We start from the raw sequence: 17,655 nt of genomic DNA, 5'->3' as shown, positions 1-17,655 counted from the left end.
TCAGCGCGACGCCGCCAGGTGGCGGCGGAAGCGCCAGAGGCTGAGCAGGAAGAACAGCGATCCCATGCCGGCCACGGCGGCGAAATGGTGCCAGACCAGCGTGATGTCCGCCCCGCGGTACAGGATGGCCTGGGCGAAGGCCACGAACTGGGTGGCGGGGGAGAATTGCATGATCCGCTGCAGCCACAGCGGCATGCTCTCCAGCGGCGTGTTGCCACCGGACAGCAGGTTCAGCGGCAGCACGATCAGGATGAACAGCAGGCCCAACTGCGGCATGGAGCGCGCGACGGTGGCCAGGAAGATGCCCAGCGCCGTGGTGAAGAACAGGTAGACGGCCGTTCCCGCCATGAACAGGGGGATGGACCCGGCCAGATGGATGCCCAGGGCCCATCGGATGATGACGGCCAGCGACAGGCCCGTCATCGCCAGCACCACCAGGCCGTTGGCCAGCACCTTGGCGCCCATGATCTCCAGCGGCCGGACGGGCATGACCAGCAGGTGCTCCAGCGTGCCGTGTTCCCGCTCGCGGATCACGGCGGCGCCGGTCAGCAGCACCGACAGCATGGTGACGTTGAACAGGATGGCCATCATGCCGGTGAAGCGCGTCGTCTCCAGCGTCTGGTTGAAGGCGAAGCGCAATTGGGCGCTGACGGCGTCGGGGGTGGTGGCGGTCTTGTCGCGCGCCAGGAAGCGGCTGACCTCATCGCTCAGCACCGACTGGATCTGCGCCGCACCGATGCCGGCCTGCATCATGGCGGTGGCGTCCACCAGGATTTGCAGCTCCGCCCCATGGCCGGCCAGCAGGTCGGACTGGAAGTCCGGCGGCACGTCCAGCACGAAGGTATAGCGCGCATCCGCCATGGCGCGGTCCACCTCCCCCTTGCCGATCAGCGCGGGGGCCTGGAAGTCCGGCGGGCGGAAGGCGGAACGGAAGCGCAGCGACAGCGGCGACTGGTCCTCATCCACGATGGCGATGGAGGCGTTGCGCAGTTCGTGGCTGATGCCCGTGGCCTGCAGGTAGATCATGCCGGTGAAGGCGTACAGCACGAAGAACAGCATGAACCGGTCGCGCATCAGGCCGGCCAGTTCCTTGCGCGCCAGGGTCAGCAGGTTGCGGAAGGCGGCCATGGCTTATGCCTCCTGCTTGCGCAGCAGCACCGACGCCGTCAGCACCAGGACGGGGAAGAAGGCCAGCAGCGACAGGATGAAGGGTGTCAGCTCGGCCAGCGACAGCCCCTTGGTGAACGCGCCCACCACCGTCTTCACGAAATAGGTGGTGGGGAACAGCGTGCCCAGCAGGTGCGGCATGCCCGACAGGGTGGAGACGGGCTGCATCATGCCGGAAAACTGGATGGCCGGCAGCATGGTGGCGATGGCGGTGCCGAAGACGGCGGCCGTCTGGGTGCTGACGAAGCAGGACACCAGCAGGCCCAGGGCGGTGGTGGCCATGACATAGGCCAGCGCCCCCAGGCTGAGCCCCAGCAGGCTGCCTTTCAGCGGCACATGGAAGATGACCAGGGCCATGATCACCATGACGGCGTAGTTGAAAAAGGCGATGGCGATATAGGGCAGCTGCTTGCCCAGCAGGAATTCCAGCCGCGACACCGGCGTCACATAGAGGTTGGTGATGGAGCCCAGCTCCTTCTCCCGTACCACGCCCAAAGCTGTGAGGATGGACGGGATGAAGACCAGCAGCAGGCCGATGACGCAGGGCACCATGGCGTCCACGGAGCGGAAGGCCTGGTTGTAGCGGAAGCGCGGCACCAGGCTGAGCCCCGGGGCCGCCTCGACCCCCGCCTCGGTCGCCAGATCCTGCTGCAGGCGCAGGAACAGGCCGGCGACATAGCCCTGGATGGTCTCCGCCCGGAAGGGCATGGCGCCGTCGATGCGCACGGCCACCTCCGCCGGCGTGCCCTTCTTCACGTCGCGGCCGAAGTCGGGCGGTATGTCCACCACCAGGGCGACGTCATTGGCCTGGAGCCGCCGCAGGCCGTCCGCCGCGTCCGTGGCCGGTGGCGTCTGCTGGAAGTAGCGGGAACTGGAGAACGCCTCCGCCACGGTTCGCGACAGGGGGGAGTGGTCGCGGTCCAGTACGGCGAAGCGCAAATTCTCGACATCGAAGTTGATGCCGAAGCCGAAGACCAGCATCAACAGCAGGGTGCCCAGCAAGGCCACGGTCAGGCGCACGGGGTCGCGCCGCAGCTCCAGCCCCTCGCGCAGGGCGTAGGCGGACAGGCGGCGCGGGGAAAAGCCGCCGGACTCCGCCGCCGGGGCTTCGATCAGCGTTGCCGGGGCCGTTTCCGGCGGCGCCTCCTCCGGCTCGTTCTCCCGCATATAGGCGACGAAGGCGTCATCCAGGCTGCTGGCCTGCTTTTCCTGGCGCAACGCTTCCGGCGCCCCCACCGCCAGGACGCGGCCGGCCTGCATGAAGGCCACCCGGTCGCAGCGCGCGGCCTCGTTCATATAATGGGTGGAGACGAAGATGGTGACGCCCTGGTCGCGCGACAGCGTGGTCAGTTGGCGCCAGAAGGCGTCGCGCGCCACCGGGTCCACGCCTGACGTGGGCTCGTCCAGGATCAGCACCTCCGGCTTGTGCAGCACGGACACGGCCAGCGACAGGCGCTGGCGCACCCCCAGGGGCAGGCTGTCGGCCAGCGCCGGCAGATAGGGGGCCAGGCCGAAGTCGGCCACCACCTCGGCCACGCGCGCGTCGGCGGCGGCCCCCAGCAGGCCGAACAGTGTGGCGTGCAGGTCCAGGTTCTGCGCCACCGACAGGTCGCCGTAGAGTGAGAAGGACTGGGCCATGTAACCCACGCGCCGGCGCGTGGCCAGGTCGCCGGGGTCGACCGGCTGGCCGAACAGCAGGGGGGTGCCGGCGCTGGCCGGCAGCAGGCCGGTTAGCATCTTCATGGTGGTGGTCTTGCCGCAGCCGTTGGACCCCAGGAAGCCGAAAATCTCCCCCTTGGGGATGGCGAAGCTGACCGCGTCCACGGCCACGAAGTCGCCGAAGCGCCGCGTCAGTCCGCGCGCCTCGATGGCGATGGGTCGGCCGGCGGGCAGGGGCGGCACGGCGGCGCCCTCGGCGGGGCCGCGCCGGTCCGGCGGCAGCAGGGCGACGAAGGCGGCCTCCAGGTTGGCGGTGCCGGTGCGCGCCATCAGCTCGGCCGGCGTGCCGTCCGCCAGGATGCGGCCGCCGTCCATCATGACCGCCCGGTCGAAGCGCTGGGCTTCATCCATGTAGGACGTGGCGACCAGCAGGGTCATGCCCGGCCGCTCCGCCCGGATGCTGTCGATCAGGTCCCAGAACTGGCGACGGGACAGCGGGTCGACGCCGGTGGTCGGCTCATCCAGGATCAGCAGGTCGGGGTCGTGGATCAGGGCGCAGCACAGGCCCAGCTTCTGCCGCATGCCGCCCGACAGCTTGCCCGCCGGCCGGTCGGGGAAGGGGGCGAGGCCGGTGGCGGCCAGCAGGTGGTGGATGCGGCGGCTCCGCTCCCCCGGTCCCTGCCCGAACAGCTTGCCAAAGAACTCCAGGTTCTCCCGCACCGACAGGTCGGGATAGAGGTTGCGGCCCAGGCCCTGGGGCATGAAGGCGACGCGCGGCTGCAGGCGCCGCCGGTCGGCCCCCCGCGCCATGTCACCGCCCAGCACCTCCAGCGTCCCATCCTGCAGGCGCTTGGCCCCGGCGATCAGGCCCAGCAGGGTGGACTTGCCCACCCCATCGGGGCCGATCAGGGCCAGGGTGCCGCCTGCCGGCACCGTCAGGTCCACAGCCGCCAGCGCCCCCGTCCGGCCATAGCGGTGGCTGACGCCGGCAACCCGCACCGCCGTTGGCGCCTGGCCGGTCATTGCGGCGCCGTCGTCGTCAGTCGCGATTGCAGCCAGGCCGGCCAGGCGGCCTGCGCGTCCAGGCGGACATAGGCCGTGCCGCTGACGCCGGTCTTCACCTGCTCGATATGGCTGGTCACCAGGGCCTGGGGCACCCGCGCCTTGATGCGGAACATCATGCGGTCCCGCTCCGCCCGGGTTTCCACCTGCTTGGGCGTGAACTGGGCCTTGGGCGCCACGAAGCTGACGGCGGCGGGAAGGGCCAGGCCGGGCAGGGCGTCCAGCAGCAGCCGCACCTCGGCCCCCAGCGCCACGCGGTTGGCGTATTCCGTGGGCAGGAAGAAGGTCATGTAGACGTCCGACAGGTCCAGCAGGGTGGCCACCTTGCCGCCGGCGCCCAGCATCTCTCCGGGCTGGGCCAGCTTGTACAGGATGCGGCCCGTCACCGGCGCCTTCAGGATGCCGTCGTCGGCCAGGTCGCGCAGCCGGTCGGCGTCCGCCTCCGCCGCGTGGATGGCCTCGTCGGCGGCGCTCAGGCCGCTCTTGGCCGATTGCAGGGCGGCGGTGGCGCTGCGCAGCTGGTTGCGGTTGCTGTCCACCCGCTGCTGCGAGACGTTGCCGCGCGTGAACAGCTCATTCGCCCGGTTCATCTCCTTGTTGGCGAAGTCCAGGTCGCTCTGCCGCTGCACCACCAGGCTGGCGGCCTGGTCGCGGGTCTTGCGCGCCTGCGCCAGGGCGGCGGTGGCGGCCCGGTATTGGGATTGGACGTCGCGCACGTCCAGCCGGGCCAGGATGGCGCCGGCCTGGACCAACTGCCCTTCCTCGAACTCGATGCTCAGGACGCGGGCGGCGTATTTGGCGGCGATGTCCACCTCCTGCGCCTCGATGCGGCCATCGGCGGAAACGAAGCCGGCGGGCAGCACGGGCGGCCGCGTCCGCAGCCAGGCCCAATAGCCGCCACCGGCGGCACCGGCCAACAGGATGATCACCAGCAGGAACTTCAGGAGGCGCATGATCCGCGTGATCCTCTTCAATGGTCGGCTTTAGGGGGCGTCAGCAGGGCCGAGACCTGGCGCAGCAACGCCAGCCGCTGGGCATCGTCGCCGTGGCGCAGGCGTTCGCTCAGGTCCAGGACGGTGCGGGCGTACAGATTGTGCCAATCCTCATCCGGCACGGTGACCAGGCGCGGCTGGGCGGCGGGGACGCGCTCCGCCTTGCCGGGCCGCAGCACGATGGTCTCATCCAGCGCCGGCTGGTGGATGGGAACCGCCAGGCCGGTGGCGGCCAGGGCGTCCGCCAGCGCCTGCCGGGGGGCGGTTTCGCCATGCATCAGGGCGACGCCGCCGCGGATGGGGCCGCGCGCCGCCAGCCAGGCCAGCAGCTCCGCCTGGTCGGCATGGCCGGAATAGCTGTCCAGGGTGCGGATGCGGGCGCGCACCTCCACCTCCTCCCCATGGATGCGGACGGGGCTGCGGCCCTGGACCAGCAGGCGGCCCAGCGTCCCCGGCGCCTGGTAACCCACGAACAGCACCGTGGCGTTGGGTTGCCATAGGTGGTTCTTCAGGTGGTGGCGGATGCGGCCGGCGTCGCACATGCCACTGGCCGCCATGATGATGGCGCCGCCGCCCAGCCGGTTCAGGCGCTTGCTGCCCTCCACCTCGGTGATGGGGTGGAAGTAGGGGCGGTCGAACGGGTTGGCCACGCCGGCATGGTTGATGTCCGGCAGGTGCTGGCGGAAGACTTCCGTGACGTTCACGGCCAGTGGGCTGTCCAGGAAAATGTCGGTGCGGGGAAGCGTGCCATCATCGATCAACTGGTTCAGGTCATAGAGCAGCTCCTGCGTCCGCTCCACGGCGAAGACCGGGATCAGCAGCACACCGCCGGATTTCAGCGCCTCCGCCACCTCGGCGCCCAATTGGCGCCGGCGCTCCTGGTTGTCGACCGGCGGACGCACCGTGGCGCCGTAGGTGGACTCGCAGAAGACCCAGTCGGCGCCGGCCGGCCCCTCCGGCAGGCCATGGAACGGCTTGTCCCCGGGGCCCAGGTCGCCGGAGAACAGCAGCGTCTGCTCCCCGCCGTCGCCCGCCACCCTCACCTCCACCGAGGCGGAGCCCAGCAGGTGGCCCGCGTCCCAGAAGCGGATCTTCGCCCCCGGCATGACATCGATCCAGGTGCCGTAATCCGCCGCCTCCAGTTGGTCCAGGCAGGCCTCCGCAGCCTTGCGGGTGTAGATGGGCTGCACCTCCGCCCGGCCGCGCTGCCGGTTGCGCTGGTTCAGGTGCTGGACCTCGCTCTCCTGGATGAAGCCGCTGTCGGGCAGCATGAAGGTCAGCAGATCGCGGGTGCCGCTGGTGCAATGGATGCGCCCCTTGAAGCCCTGGCGGCACAGCTTGGGCACCAGGCCGCTATGGTCGATATGGGCGTGCGTCAGCACCAGGGCCGCCGGTTCGCGCGGGTCGAAGGGGAAGTCGCGGTAGTTCAGCTCCTTCACCGTCTTGGGTCCCTGGAACAGGCCGCAGTCGATCAGCAGCGCGCCGCCGTCATGGCGTATCAGGGTGCAGGAGCCGGTGACGGTGCCGGCGGCGCCGTGGAAGGTGACGCTGGGGATCATAGGGACGGGCCCTTCGCAGGATCAGGGGTTTTGGAACGCCGGGGACGTGTCGGGGGCGTGCTGTCGCGGCACCTTCAGGCCGTGGGCCACCAGGGCGCGCCATATGCCCTCGGCATCGTCGGCGAAGCTGAACAGCTCAAGATCGGCGGCGGAGATCATGCCGGTCTTGGCCAGCAGGCCGAAGTCAAGGACACGCGTCCAATAGGCCTTGTCCATCAGCACCACGGGGATGGGGGCGGACTTGCCGGTCTGGCGCAGGGTCAGGATCTCGAACATCTCATCCAGGGTGCCGAACCCGCCGGGGAAGATGACCAGGCCCGCCGCCCGCATGGCGAAGTGCAGCTTGCGCATGGCGAAGTAATGGAATTGGAAGGTCAGTTCCGGCGTGGTGTAGGGGTTGGGTTCCTGTTCATGCGGCAGGGCGATGTTGAAGCCGATGCTGGGCGCGCCCACCTCCCACGCGCCGCGGTTGACGGCCGCCATCAGGCCGCCACCCCCGCCGGTGGCGATGACATTGTCGCGGTAGCCGCCGGGCCAGCCGTCCAGCGCGCCGCCCCGCTCCGACGCCAGCCGGCCGAAGGCCAGCGCCTCGGCGTACCAGCGGGTGGATTGGGGGAACTCCGCCACCCGCGCCGTCTCTTCCGCCGTGGCCACGGCGTCGGGGGACCGCACCCGGGCGCTGCCGAAGGTCACCAGGGTGGACCGCACCCCCCAATCCCGCAGCCGTTCCTCCGCCTTCTCATACTCCAGCATCAGGCGGGTGCCCCGCATGCTGTCGCTCAGGATGAATTTGCTGTCCAAGGCCGGCAGGCGATAGGAGGACGAGGTGCGCTGGGCTTGGTTACTGGGCGCTTGGTTATTGGGGGCCTGACGCTCAGGCGCTGGGGGCGGGGACGGGTCGGTGGACATGGGGTAATGTGTCCTTGTCAGGCCCGGATGGGGGCGCTGCCATGGCGTCGCACCCCCATCCGTTCATGACCCAACCATTAACCATCCCGGCGATTGGCAAAATGATTCACCTCAATCCCTGGTTATCGCCGCCCCTGGGCTGCGCGGCCACCGAGGCCGCCGCCGCAGCCCAAAGTGGCATCAGGGGCTGATCACCACCTTCAGCGCCCGCGTGTCGGCGGCGTGGCCGAAGGTGTCATAGGCCGACAGGATGCCGTCCAGGGTAAAGCGGTGGGTGATCAGCACGCTGGGGTCCAGCTTGCGCGATTGCACGGTCTTCAACAGCATTGGCGTGCTGACGGTGTCCACCAGCCGGGTGGTGATGGCGATGTTTTGCGCCCACAGGCGGTCCAGATGCAGGTCCGCCTTGTGGCCATGGACGCCGACATTGGCGATGGTGCCCCCCGGCGCCACCAGGTCCTGGCACAGTTCGAAGGTGGCGGGAATGCCCACCGCCTCGATCACGGTGTCGACGCCGGCCCCATCCGTCCAGGATTTCACCGCCTCCACCGCGTTGGTGGCCGCGCTGTTCACGGTGCGCGTGGCGCCGAAGCGGCGCGCCACCTCCAGCCGGTTGTCGTCGACGTCGATCATGATGATCTCCGCCGGGCTGTAGAACTGGGCCGTGAGCAAGGCGGCCAGGCCGATGGGGCCGGAACCGACGATGGCCACGGTCGCGCCCGGCGCCACCTTGCCGTTCAGCACCCCGCATTCGAAGCCGGTGGGCAGGATGTCGCTCAGCATGGCCAGCGCCTCCTCATCCGCGCCTTCGGGGATGGGGTACAGGCTGGTGGCGGCATGGGGGATACGGACATATTCCGCCTGGGTGCCGTCGATGACGTTGCCCAGGATCCAGCCGCCGGTGCGGCAGTGGGAATACATGCCGCGGCGGCAATAGTCGCAGGTGCCGCAGGCGGTGATGCAGGAGATCAGCACGCGATCCCCCGGCTTGAACGTGGTGACGCCGGGGCCCACGGCGTCGATCACGCCCACGCCCTCGTGGCCCAGGATGCGGCCGGGCAGGCAGGTCGGCACGTCGCCCTTCAGGATGTGCAGGTCGGTGCCGCAGATGGTGGTCTTGGTGATGCGGACGATGGCGTCGCCGGGGTCCTTGATCTCCGGCTTGGGCCGCTGCTCCAGCGCCTTGCGGCCGGGGCCTTGATAGACAAGCGCCTTCATGGGGTGGTCTCCTATCAAGTATGGGTAAGGAATTGGGGGGCAGCTCCGCCCCCCTCATCAATGGGCCAGCAGGGCCGGGATGGGCGTCTTGGTCAGGATGTCGCGGGTGACGCCGCCCAGGGCCCATTCGCGCAGGCGGGACCGGCCGTAGGCGCCCGCCACGATCAGGCCGGCCTTCAACAGCTCGGCCTCGTTGAACAATCCGCCGGCGACATTGTCCCATTTGCCCAGCCGCCGGATTTCCGCGGTCACGCCATGGTGGGACAGATACCGGGCCAGATCCTCGGCGGAGTGGTCGCGATGGCCGTCCGCCGCGCGCCGGGCATCGGCCGCCGTTTCCACCACAGCGATGGCGACCCGGTCGGCGCGGCGCAGGAACGGCATGGCCTGCGCCACGGCGTTCGCCGACTCCCGGCTGTTTTTCCAGGCGATCAGGACCGTGTCCAGCGGCTGGAGCCGCAAGGGATCCTCCTCCGGAATGACGTACACGGCCCGGCCGGACCCGAACAGCGCCGCCTCCACCACGTCGCTGGCGCGGTTTGGCTGGGCGACCCGATAGGGGGTGCGGACGACCAGCACGTCGGCCATGCGGGCCTGATCGGCGATCAGGCCGCCGACCTCTGCCGCCACGCGATCGAACCGGCAGAGTTCATGACGCCCGGACAGGGCGTCCAGCCGCCGCGCCAGCGCCTGCTCGGTCAGCCGGCACTGCGCCTGGCACTCCCGCAAATGGTCGGCCAGGGCGCCGCGGGTGACGCTGTAGTGCGCGATGCTTTCCGGCGGGTCGGGCAGGACATTCAGGTACAGGCCGCGGACATGGGCCTGGTGCGCCACCGCCAGGCGGTCGGCATGCAGGATGCGGCTGTCGTCGTCGGCGCCGCCATCCAGGTGGACAAGGATTTCTTTGATCATGGTGCCGGCCCTCATGTGGGGTGCGGCCTGTTCACGCCAGAGGGGCGTGATGCCGGGTCGCCAGCCGTTTGGACAGTCGCCCAAACGGCGTCTTAGGGCATTGACCCAGGTCAACCTTGTTCGGCTGGGTGCCGGCGCCGTCGTTTCAGCCGGGTTCAAGCTTCCTGCGGCGTGGCATGGACTGCCAGCGGTTGGTGTTCGAGCGATGGGGGGAGGGGGGCGCCGCCAGGCAGGCATAGAGGCGCTGTCGCGCCTCCTCCGACAGGTCGGTTTCCTTCAGATGCCGGACCTCCGGCGGCTTGGGCGTTTCCGGGGCTGGTCCCGGATCGTCTCCGCCGGGGGTGTTGCCGTCCTTCGCCTGGTCTACCGGGGGCTTTTCCAAAGGGGTCTCCCACAAATGGCGTTGAGAGGGGACGGGGTGGGCGTCAGGCGGACGCGGGCGTCCGCACCGCTTCCAGCTGGCTTTCGCGCACAACCCGTTCCTGGCCGTCTTGGTCGACCTTGATCCGGTACTGCGGATCCCGGCCTCCCGCCACCCACCCTCAGCGCCGGCGCGGCGCTGGCCTATGCAGGGGAACGGTGCCGGGCCGTTCGTCCTTGTGGCGAAAGACGATCCGCCCCTTGGTCAGGTCGTAAGGGGTCATCTCGACAGTGACCCGGTCGCCAGCCAGGGACCGGATGCGGCTTTTGCGCATGCGTCCGGCGGTGTAAGCGATGATCGAGTGGCCATTTTCCAACATGACCCGGAAGCGGCCATCGGGCAGCGCCTCATCGATCTTACCCTCGAATTCGAGGTATTCTTCCTTGGCCATCGCGGCCTCCCGTTAGAGCGGGGCGCGATCAGATGGAATCACCTGATCGTAAAAATCCGCTCTATCATGAACAGGTTAGGGTCAGGACGCGATCTGATCGCATCCTGTTTCAGGCTGAAAAAAAAGCGACGGCATGGAGGCCATGCCGTCGCTCTTCAAAAGCCGAAACCACGAGCCTCAAGCGGCGCGCAGGTTCTCCGCCGACGACTTGCCCTTGCGGGGGTCGCGGACGATCTCGAAGCTCACCTTCTGGCCTTCGGACAGGTTGCCCATGCCAGAACGCTCGACGGCGGAAATGTGGACGAACACGTCGGCAGTGCCATCCTCGGGCTGAATGAAGCCAAAGCCCTTGGTGCTGTTAAACCACTTCACGGTACCGATAGACATGAGGTATCTCCTGGGGTTTTCCCGATCGGAGCTGCCCGGCGCGGGAGTGCGGCACGGGCGCCAAAATCACGACGGGGAAGGCCGGCATCCGCCGGTCAGTAGCCCAGCAGCAACATCGACCTGACCAACATGAGCCTCGGGGCTGCATATTGCAAGCCCCGTCTGGCACGGCGCTGGCGCAACGCTAGGGCGCCATCAGACGCGCCCCCTTTGGGGGCGGGGGTGCGGACTTTCATGGCCCTTCCCTTTTTCCGGGAACTTTTGCGGCCATGCCGATGTTTCCGTCACTTTCCGAGGTAGATCCAGGTGGGCCGGAACCGTGTCCGCGCCGTCATGCCTCGCTCCACGCTTGGCCTTAAGCCCCGCTTGGCTTGGGAAGCGACCGTTTATGAAGGCACGGGGGGCAGGAGTGTTTACGATGAAAATGCCGATGCACGACGTGGTGGAGAAAATCTCCACCGGCAATCCCGGGCTCGACGCCATCCTGCGCGGGGGATTGCCACCCCGGCGGCTCTACTTGCTGGAAGGAATGCCGGGGTCCGGCAAGACGACGCTGGCGCTGGAGTTCCTGCGCGCTGGCGCGGCGGCAGGGGAAAGGGCGCTTTACATCACCCTGTCGGAAACGCGGGAGGAGCTGGCGGTGGTCGCCGCCTCCCACGGCTGGAGCATTGAGGACTTCGACGTTTTCGAGCTGAGCGCCGTCGATGCGGTCCTGGGCGACGGGCGCCAGCAATCCATCCTGCATCCGTGGGAGGTGGAACTGGGCGAGACCGTGCGCCTGATCCAGCAGGAGGTGGAGCGCGTGCAACCGCAGCGGGTCGTTTTCGACAGCCTGTCGGAAATGCGCCTGCTGGCGCAGGACCCCTTGCGCTATCGCCGTCAGGTTTTGGGGCTGAAGCAGTTCTTCGCCGGCCGCAATTCCACCGTCATCTTCGTCGATGACATGACGTCGCCGGACGACGGCAAGGACTGCCACCTGCACAGCATCTGTCACGGCGTGGTGACCCTGGAACGGCTTACCCTTGACTTCGGCCCCGCCCGGCGTCGCCTGCAGGTGCAGAAGCTGCGCGGCGTGGACTTTGTGGCCGGCTTCCACGACTTCACCATCCGCACCGGCGGCCTGGAGATCTATCCCCGGCTGATCGCCTCGCAACACCATGCCTCTTATCGGGAGGAGCCGGTGGGCAGCGGCGTGAAGGAACTGGACGCCATGTTGAACGGTGGGCCCCTACGCGGGACCAGCACGCTGATCACCGGGCCGGCCGGGACGGGCAAGACGACCATCACGCTGCAATACCTTCATGCCGCCTGCGAACGGGGGGAGTGCGCGACCCTCTACGAATTCGATGAGCGCATCGGCACCTTGCTGTCCCGGGCCGCGGCCTTCGGCCTCGACATCTCCCGCCACCTTGAAAGCGGGCGCCTGCGGGTGGAGCAGGTTGACCCCGCCGCCCTGTCGCCGGGTGAATTCACCTACCGTGTCCGCCATGAGGTTGAGAGCCGCGGCATCAGCATGCTGGTGATCGACAGCCTGAACGGCTACATGGCGGCCATGCCGCAGGAAAAACAGCTCATCCTGCAAATGCACGAGTTGCTGTCCTATCTCAACCATCAGGGCGTTGTGACTTTCCTGATCAATCCGCAGCAGGGATTGATGGGAAGCATGGCCAGCAATCTCAATATCTCCTACATCGCGGATGCCGTTCTTCTGCTGCGCTTCTTCGAGGCGGAGGGGCGCATGCGCAAGGCGGTGTCGGTCTTGAAGAACCGGGCCGGGGCGCATGAGGACGCCATCCGGGAGTTCAAGATCGATGCGTCCGGCCTGCGCGTGGGCCGCCCGCTGACCGCCTTCCGCGGCGTCATGACCGGCACCCCGGAATATACGGGTGACCCCGGTCCCTTGATGAGGGATCGCCGGGCCGATGCATAGGAACGCTGAGGAGGGGCACCGCGTTTTGGTCTGCGCGCCGTTCGGGCGGGATGCGGAAAGCATCGCGGGCCTGCTGACGCGCAGCGGCTATCACGCCGCCGTTCATCCGGACATCGCGGCCTTGGCCCACGCCCTGGATGACCAGGCGGGTGTCGTCCTTCTGACCGAGGAGGCGCTGGGCCGGGATATCGGCCCGTTGCGGGCGGCGCTTGGGAGGCAACCAGACTGGTCGGACATTCCCTTTGTCCTCCTGGCCGCCCAGCGCACGGGCAGGACGCGGGCCATGGAGGCCACGCGGGCCCACCTATGGCACCTGTTCGGCAACGCCCTGGTCCTGGAGCGGCCGCTGAGCCAGCAATCGCTGCTGAGCGCGCTGGATTCGGCCATGCGCTCCCGGCAAAAGCAGTTCGAGATGCGCGACCGCCTGGAAGAACGGGACCGAGCGCGCCAGGCGCTGGTGGACAGCGAGGCGCAACTGCGCCTGGACGTCACGCGGCGGCAACGCGCCGAAGTGCAGTTGAAGGCGCTGAACGAGACCTTGGAGGAGAGGGTGGCCGAGCGTACCAGCCGTCTGATGCAGGCGGAGGCGGCCCTGCGCCAAAGCCAGAAGATGGAGGCGGTGGGGCAACTGACGGGCGGCATCGCGCACGATTTCAACAACATGCTGACAGGGATCATCGGCTCCCTGGATATCATCCGGCGCCGTATCGCCGCCGGTCAGGTGGACAGGCTGGAGCGATACATGGACGCGGCCTCCACCTCCGCCCAGCGTGCCGCGACGCTGATCGCCCGGCTGCTGGCCTTCTCACGCCGCCAGTCGCTGGATGCCAAGCCGCTCGATATCGGCGCGCTGGTGCGCTCGCTGGAGGATCTGCTGCGCCGGACCATCCTTGAGACGATAGAGCTGCGCGTCGTCGAGGCGCCGGATCTGCCCCATGCCGTGGCCGACGCCAACCAACTGGAAAACGCCCTTCTCAACCTTGTGATCAATGCCCGGGACGCCATGCCCGGGGGCGGGCAGCTCACCTTGGAAATGAAGGCCGTCCACCTGGACCAGGCCTATGTCGCCACCCGGCCGGAGGTCACCGCGGGCCGCTATGTCGTGATCACGGTTTCCGACACCGGCGTGGGCATGTCGGCGGACCTGATCGAAAAGGCGTTCGAGCCATTCTTCACCACCAAGCCGGTTGGCCAGGGCACCGGTCTGGGCCTGTCCATGGTGTATGGCTTCGCCCGGCAGTGCGGCGGGCAGGTTCGCATCCACAGCCAGCCGGGGGTGGGCACGGCCGTGTCGCTTTACCTGCGGGCGGTCGATCCGCCGCCGGTGGAGGAGGCCCCGTCCCAGGCGTCGGTGCCCCGCGAGGGCAGGGGGCAGCGCGTGCTGGTGGTGGAGGACGACGCATCCGTCCGCCTGTTGATCCGGGACGTCCTGGAGGAATTGTCCTATGAGGTCGAGGAGGCGGGCGAGGCCACCGCCGCCCTGGCCATCCTGCAATCCGACCGGCCCATCAGCCTGCTGGTGTCCGACGTCGGCCTGCCGGGCATCAATGGCCGGCAATTGGCGGAGATCGCGCGGGAGCACCGCCCCGGCCTGCCCGTGCTGTTCGTGACCGGCTACGCCGAAAACGCCGCCATCCGGGCGGGTTTCCTGGGCACCAACATGGACATGATCACCAAGCCCTTCACCCTGGACGTCCTCGCCGCGAAGGTGTCCGAAATGATGGAGCGTTCCGGCCCCGCTTGACCCCGGGGCCTATTTGATCGGCATCGGCCCGATGGCAGTCAACCGGGGCGGGTTGCCAATGCGATCAGCCGGCGCCCGCCGAAGCCCTGTGCGTCCCCGCCCCAGCCGTCCAGCAATTCGACATCGATGAACCCTGCCACCTCCAGGTGGAAGGCCAACTCCTGGGGGAACAGCAGGCGCAACGATTCCGCCGGGTCCTTGCGCACGGCGTGGTCCTTGCGCCGCCAGGTCACTTGCTCCGTCATCGTCTGGGCCCGCAAATCCAGGCCATGGCGTATGGTGGCGACGGCTTCCTCCCCTTCCCGATTGAAGCTGTGGCGGCTGAGACGCCGGAAGGGCTGGGCGCCGGTGAAGGCGATGGCGTTGACCACGTCCACGATCAGCCGTCCGCCCGGCCGCAGATGGCCATGGAAGTTCCGCAACGTCTGCGCCACCTGGCGGTTGGTCAGGTTGTAGGCAAAGGTGGTGCCCAGGCAGATCAACAGGTCGAAGGCGCGTGACAGCTGGAAGGTCCGCATGTCGCCGACATGATACTCCCCCGTCGGATCCTTGGCCCGGGCGGCGTCGATGAAACGGGCGTTGATGTCCACGCCGACGGGGGCCATGCCGGCCTCGCGCAGCGCGTGGCAGGTCATGCCGGTGGCGCAGCCGACATCCAGCACGGCGGGTCCCGCTTCCCGCGCCCGCGCCTCGATGAAGCGTAGGCGCTCCATCGGCATCTTGAAGACCACGTCCCAGAGCACAGGGTCCTCGGCGAGCAAGGTCATGGTGTCACCGCGATGGGAAGGGCGCTGGCGATGGACCACCCGGGGCGACCGCCACCGAAGACCGACAGCGGGATGGCCAGGACGCCGTGACGCTCCAGCAGCGCCGGCGCCGCGCCCTCCACGGGGATGAGGTAGCCCTGACGGGGGGCATGGGCCCTGATCCCGGCCGCCGCCAACTGGCCGGTGACCGCCGCCCGCCGCTCCGCCAGCATCTGGCGCAGCCGTTCCGGCAAACCGTCATGGTCGGTCATGATGCTCCGGGCGCGAAACAGCTCGGCTTGCGACGGCGGGTCTTGGCGAAAATCCCCGGCATGGCTGGTGAAGTCGCTTTCCGGCACGATGGCGACACCGAAGACCTGCGCGGTCAGCCAGCCCTTGGACAGGGAGTCGAGATAGATCGCCTGTCCCGTCGCCATCAGGTCCAGGACCGTTGGCGCCAGCGGCCCGCCGAAGGAATAGACCCCGTCCAGCAGCAGGCGCCGCGATGACGCCCCCGCCAGCCAGTCGCGGGCGACGCGCGCCTCCGCCGTTGTCCAATCCCGTCCATGCAGTTTAAGGGGGGCTGGCAGCAGCACGATGTCCGCCCTGGCGGCCTCCGCCGCTTGGAAGACCGCCACCGCGTCGAAATCGGGGAAGAGGCCGAAGCTGGTTGTCGGCAGGCCCGCCGCCGCCGCGATGCGCCCGTAGACCGGGTAGACGTCACCGGGAAGAAGAAGCCGGCGCCCCTGTCCGGCATAGCGGCGTAGAAGCAGACCCAGGGCGTGGCGGACCCCCCGGCACACCAGCGTCTCCCGCGCCCCCTCGGCAGGAAGGCCCCGCACCGCCCGCCACAACTGCGCCATGTGGCAGCGATGCACGGTGGGGAAGGTGTCGGGTACTTCCGCCCGGGGCCGCAGCAGGGTGAAGGCCTCGGCGATACGGGTTTCGGTCAGGCGAAGAACATCGGGGCGGTCGGCCACGGCCTGCCGCTCCCAGGCGAGGAACTCCATGAAATCCATCAGGCCGTCTCCAAGGCCGGCGTCGCGATCGGCGCCGCCATGATGCTGGCGCGGTCTTCCAACGAGGCGTAACAGCGCCCATCCGCCATGACGTTCCAGCTGCGGGCGATGCCGTTGGCCCGTTCCCAGAACAGGCTGGGTTCGGTATAGGCGGCCACGCGCAGGGGCTGGCCGTCCACCAGGCCCTGATAGACCGGCGCCCCCCAGGGCAGGCGCAGGGCCACGGGCCAACCCCGCCCTTGCGCCCAATCGTGCACCAGTGACAGCGGCGCCTGGTGCGCCTCGCTCCACCGGTTGACGTCATGGCTGTGGTGGACGGACTCCACGCTGGTGGAAACGTACAGCTCCTTGAAGCACACCTCGTCCACACCGCCGGCCACCGCCCAACGGACATAAGCGTCGATATCCGAAACGGAGGCCACGCCGCCCTGTTGCAGCACACACACCAGGCGCAGGCGCAAACCCGCCAGGGTGCCGCGATGCGCGCCCATCGCCTCCAGCAGGGCCGGCGTCGCCGTCTCCACCCCCATGAGCGTGGCATTGGCTGCCTCGTCCCAATGGTGGCGGGAGACGGCCAGCACGTTCAAGCCGGCCTTATGCACGGCCGTCAGCTCGTCGGCGGCCATGCGCTGATCCATGCGCGCCCAGCGCAGGCCGTTGGTGATCAGCACCACGGTGCCGAAACGGCGGCGGCAGCGGGTCACCAGCTCCCGCAGGGAGGGCTGTGGCCACAGCGTCGGTTCTCCCCCGCCGGTGATCACGGCGCGTTCGGCGCCGCTGTGCCAGGCGTGTTCGATCCAGCGGTCGATCAGGGGCCAGTCGGGCTTGCCGCCCGGCTGGTCGGCGGAGATGGAGGCTTCGGAGAAGCAGAAGGGGCAGGCCGCCTGGCAGCCGCGCGCCACCGGCAGGAAGGATAGGGAGCGCGGCCGCAGCGCGCTGAAGGACGTGAACCGCTGCCCCTGCAGATGCAAGGAGGCGGCCATGGTTTCTTCCAGACTCTGCCGGCTCCCCAGGCCCCCATCCGCGCCCACGGTCCAGGTTTCCGCCACGGGCAGGTCGGCGGATGGCCAAATCATTCCCAGGCCGTTGCGCAGGTTGGGGCGCAGCAGCGCGGGGTCCAGAAGGGATTTCAGCACCAGCGGGCGGTCGCCGGGGATGCCCAGCCGCTGCACCAGCCGTTCAGCCTTGGCCACACCGATGGCCAGCCGGTCCGGCGGCAACACGTAGAATTCACCCGGGTAGGTGCTCTCGGGGATTTGCCCTTTCCGATAGAGGCGCCGGTATTTATCGAAGGCGCGCGCGAAGTTCGACAGCGCGGTCACATGGTAGAAGGGAGGCAAGGCGTTCTCGCGTCGCAGGAAAACCCGGGCGGTCATAGAACTATGCCGCGCGCGCCGTCTGGCGAGTGGGGGCGTGCAGGACGACGATGATAAATGCGCGGCACCATCGTCCGCTTCCCTGGCGCCTCGCCGCCACCTTCCACGTTTCGCATGGTCCGAGGGCTCTGCCAGGGCCGTGCCGCCGGCGCGATGGCCGTCG

The 17,655-nt window shown here is 68.6% G+C and carries 15 protein-coding genes; 2 read left to right on the top strand and 13 right to left on the bottom strand.

The annotated features are described in order from the left end of the window. The 10 genes from ULB03_RS15775 to ULB03_RS15730 all read right to left on the bottom strand — a co-directional run bounded on the left by ULB03_RS15775 (window position 1) and on the right by ULB03_RS15730 (window position 10,677). Complete coding sequence (locus tag ULB03_RS15775) at window positions 1-1,128, bottom strand: ABC transporter permease (RefSeq protein ID WP_322484090.1); 1,128 nt, start codon at window positions 1,126-1,128, stop codon at window positions 1-3. 3 nt (window positions 1,129-1,131) lie between these two features. Beyond that, complete coding sequence (rbbA, locus tag ULB03_RS15770; RefSeq protein ID WP_322484089.1) at window positions 1,132-3,849, bottom strand: ribosome-associated ATPase/putative transporter RbbA; 2,718 nt, start codon at window positions 3,847-3,849, stop codon at window positions 1,132-1,134. Further along, a complete protein-coding gene (locus ULB03_RS15765) occupies window positions 3,846-4,841 on the bottom strand; it encodes an HlyD family secretion protein (protein ID WP_322484088.1) in 996 nt (331 codons plus the stop codon). The genes rbbA and ULB03_RS15765 overlap by 4 nt, the downstream gene beginning before the upstream one ends. Before the next feature lie 17 nt (window positions 4,842-4,858). Beyond that, window positions 4,859-6,439, bottom strand: coding sequence for an MBL fold metallo-hydrolase (locus tag ULB03_RS15760; RefSeq protein WP_322484087.1), 1,581 nt, complete (start codon window positions 6,437-6,439; stop codon window positions 4,859-4,861). A 21-nt stretch (window positions 6,440-6,460) separates the two neighbouring features. Next, the gene (locus ULB03_RS15755; protein ID WP_322484086.1) at window positions 6,461-7,348 is read right to left on the bottom strand and encodes an LOG family protein; all 888 of its coding nucleotides are present in this window, start codon (window positions 7,346-7,348) and stop codon (window positions 6,461-6,463) included. A 180-nt stretch (window positions 7,349-7,528) separates the two neighbouring features. After that, window positions 7,529-8,566, bottom strand: a complete 1,038-nt coding sequence (locus ULB03_RS15750) for a zinc-dependent alcohol dehydrogenase family protein (RefSeq protein ID WP_322484085.1) — start codon at window positions 8,564-8,566, stop codon at window positions 7,529-7,531. 57 nt (window positions 8,567-8,623) lie between these two features. Continuing rightward, a complete protein-coding gene (locus ULB03_RS15745) occupies window positions 8,624-9,478 on the bottom strand; it encodes a universal stress protein (RefSeq protein WP_322484084.1) in 855 nt (284 codons plus the stop codon). A gap of 145 nt (window positions 9,479-9,623) precedes the next feature. Next, window positions 9,624-9,860: a hypothetical protein gene (locus ULB03_RS15740; RefSeq protein ID WP_322484083.1), complete on the bottom strand. Its 237-nt coding sequence runs from the start codon at window positions 9,858-9,860 to the stop codon at window positions 9,624-9,626. 160 nt (window positions 9,861-10,020) lie between these two features. Beyond that, window positions 10,021-10,290: a translation initiation factor IF-1 gene (gene infA / locus ULB03_RS15735; protein ID WP_145730545.1), complete on the bottom strand. Its 270-nt coding sequence runs from the start codon at window positions 10,288-10,290 to the stop codon at window positions 10,021-10,023. A 177-nt stretch (window positions 10,291-10,467) separates the two neighbouring features. Then, window positions 10,468-10,677, bottom strand: coding sequence for a cold-shock protein (locus ULB03_RS15730; protein ID WP_145730547.1), 210 nt, complete (start codon window positions 10,675-10,677; stop codon window positions 10,468-10,470). A gap of 418 nt (window positions 10,678-11,095) precedes the next feature. Between ULB03_RS15730 and ULB03_RS15725 the strand changes: the two genes are divergently transcribed. Beyond that, on the top strand, window positions 11,096-12,607 hold the full coding sequence (locus ULB03_RS15725; protein ID WP_322484082.1) for an ATPase domain-containing protein: 1,512 nt from the start codon (window positions 11,096-11,098) through the stop codon (window positions 12,605-12,607). Further along, a complete protein-coding gene (locus tag ULB03_RS15720; RefSeq protein ID WP_322484081.1) occupies window positions 12,600-14,351 on the top strand; it encodes an ATP-binding protein in 1,752 nt (583 codons plus the stop codon). Before ULB03_RS15725 ends, ULB03_RS15720 begins: the two co-directional genes overlap by 8 nt. Before the next feature lie 38 nt (window positions 14,352-14,389). On the opposite strand, the gene ULB03_RS15715 is transcribed toward ULB03_RS15720, so the two are convergent. The 3 genes from ULB03_RS15715 to ULB03_RS15705 are packed head-to-tail and all read right to left on the bottom strand — an operon-like array spanning window position 14,390 to window position 17,492. Then, the gene (locus ULB03_RS15715) at window positions 14,390-15,118 is read right to left on the bottom strand and encodes a class I SAM-dependent methyltransferase (protein ID WP_322484080.1); all 729 of its coding nucleotides are present in this window, start codon (window positions 15,116-15,118) and stop codon (window positions 14,390-14,392) included. After that, complete coding sequence (locus ULB03_RS15710) at window positions 15,115-16,116, bottom strand: aminotransferase class I/II-fold pyridoxal phosphate-dependent enzyme (protein WP_322484079.1); 1,002 nt, start codon at window positions 16,114-16,116, stop codon at window positions 15,115-15,117. Before ULB03_RS15710 ends, ULB03_RS15715 begins: the two co-directional genes overlap by 4 nt. Then, window positions 16,116-17,492 (bottom strand): radical SAM protein, encoded by a 1,377-nt coding sequence (locus ULB03_RS15705; RefSeq protein WP_322484078.1) that lies wholly within the window; start codon window positions 17,490-17,492, stop codon window positions 16,116-16,118. Before ULB03_RS15705 ends, ULB03_RS15710 begins: the two co-directional genes overlap by 1 nt. Window positions 17,493-17,655 lie beyond the last annotated feature (163 nt).

The organism is Nitrospirillum goiasense (assembly GCF_034427435.1).
Classification (GTDB): domain Bacteria; phylum Pseudomonadota; class Alphaproteobacteria; order Azospirillales; family Azospirillaceae; genus Nitrospirillum.
This window is presented reverse-complemented; position numbering and strand designations above follow the sequence as displayed.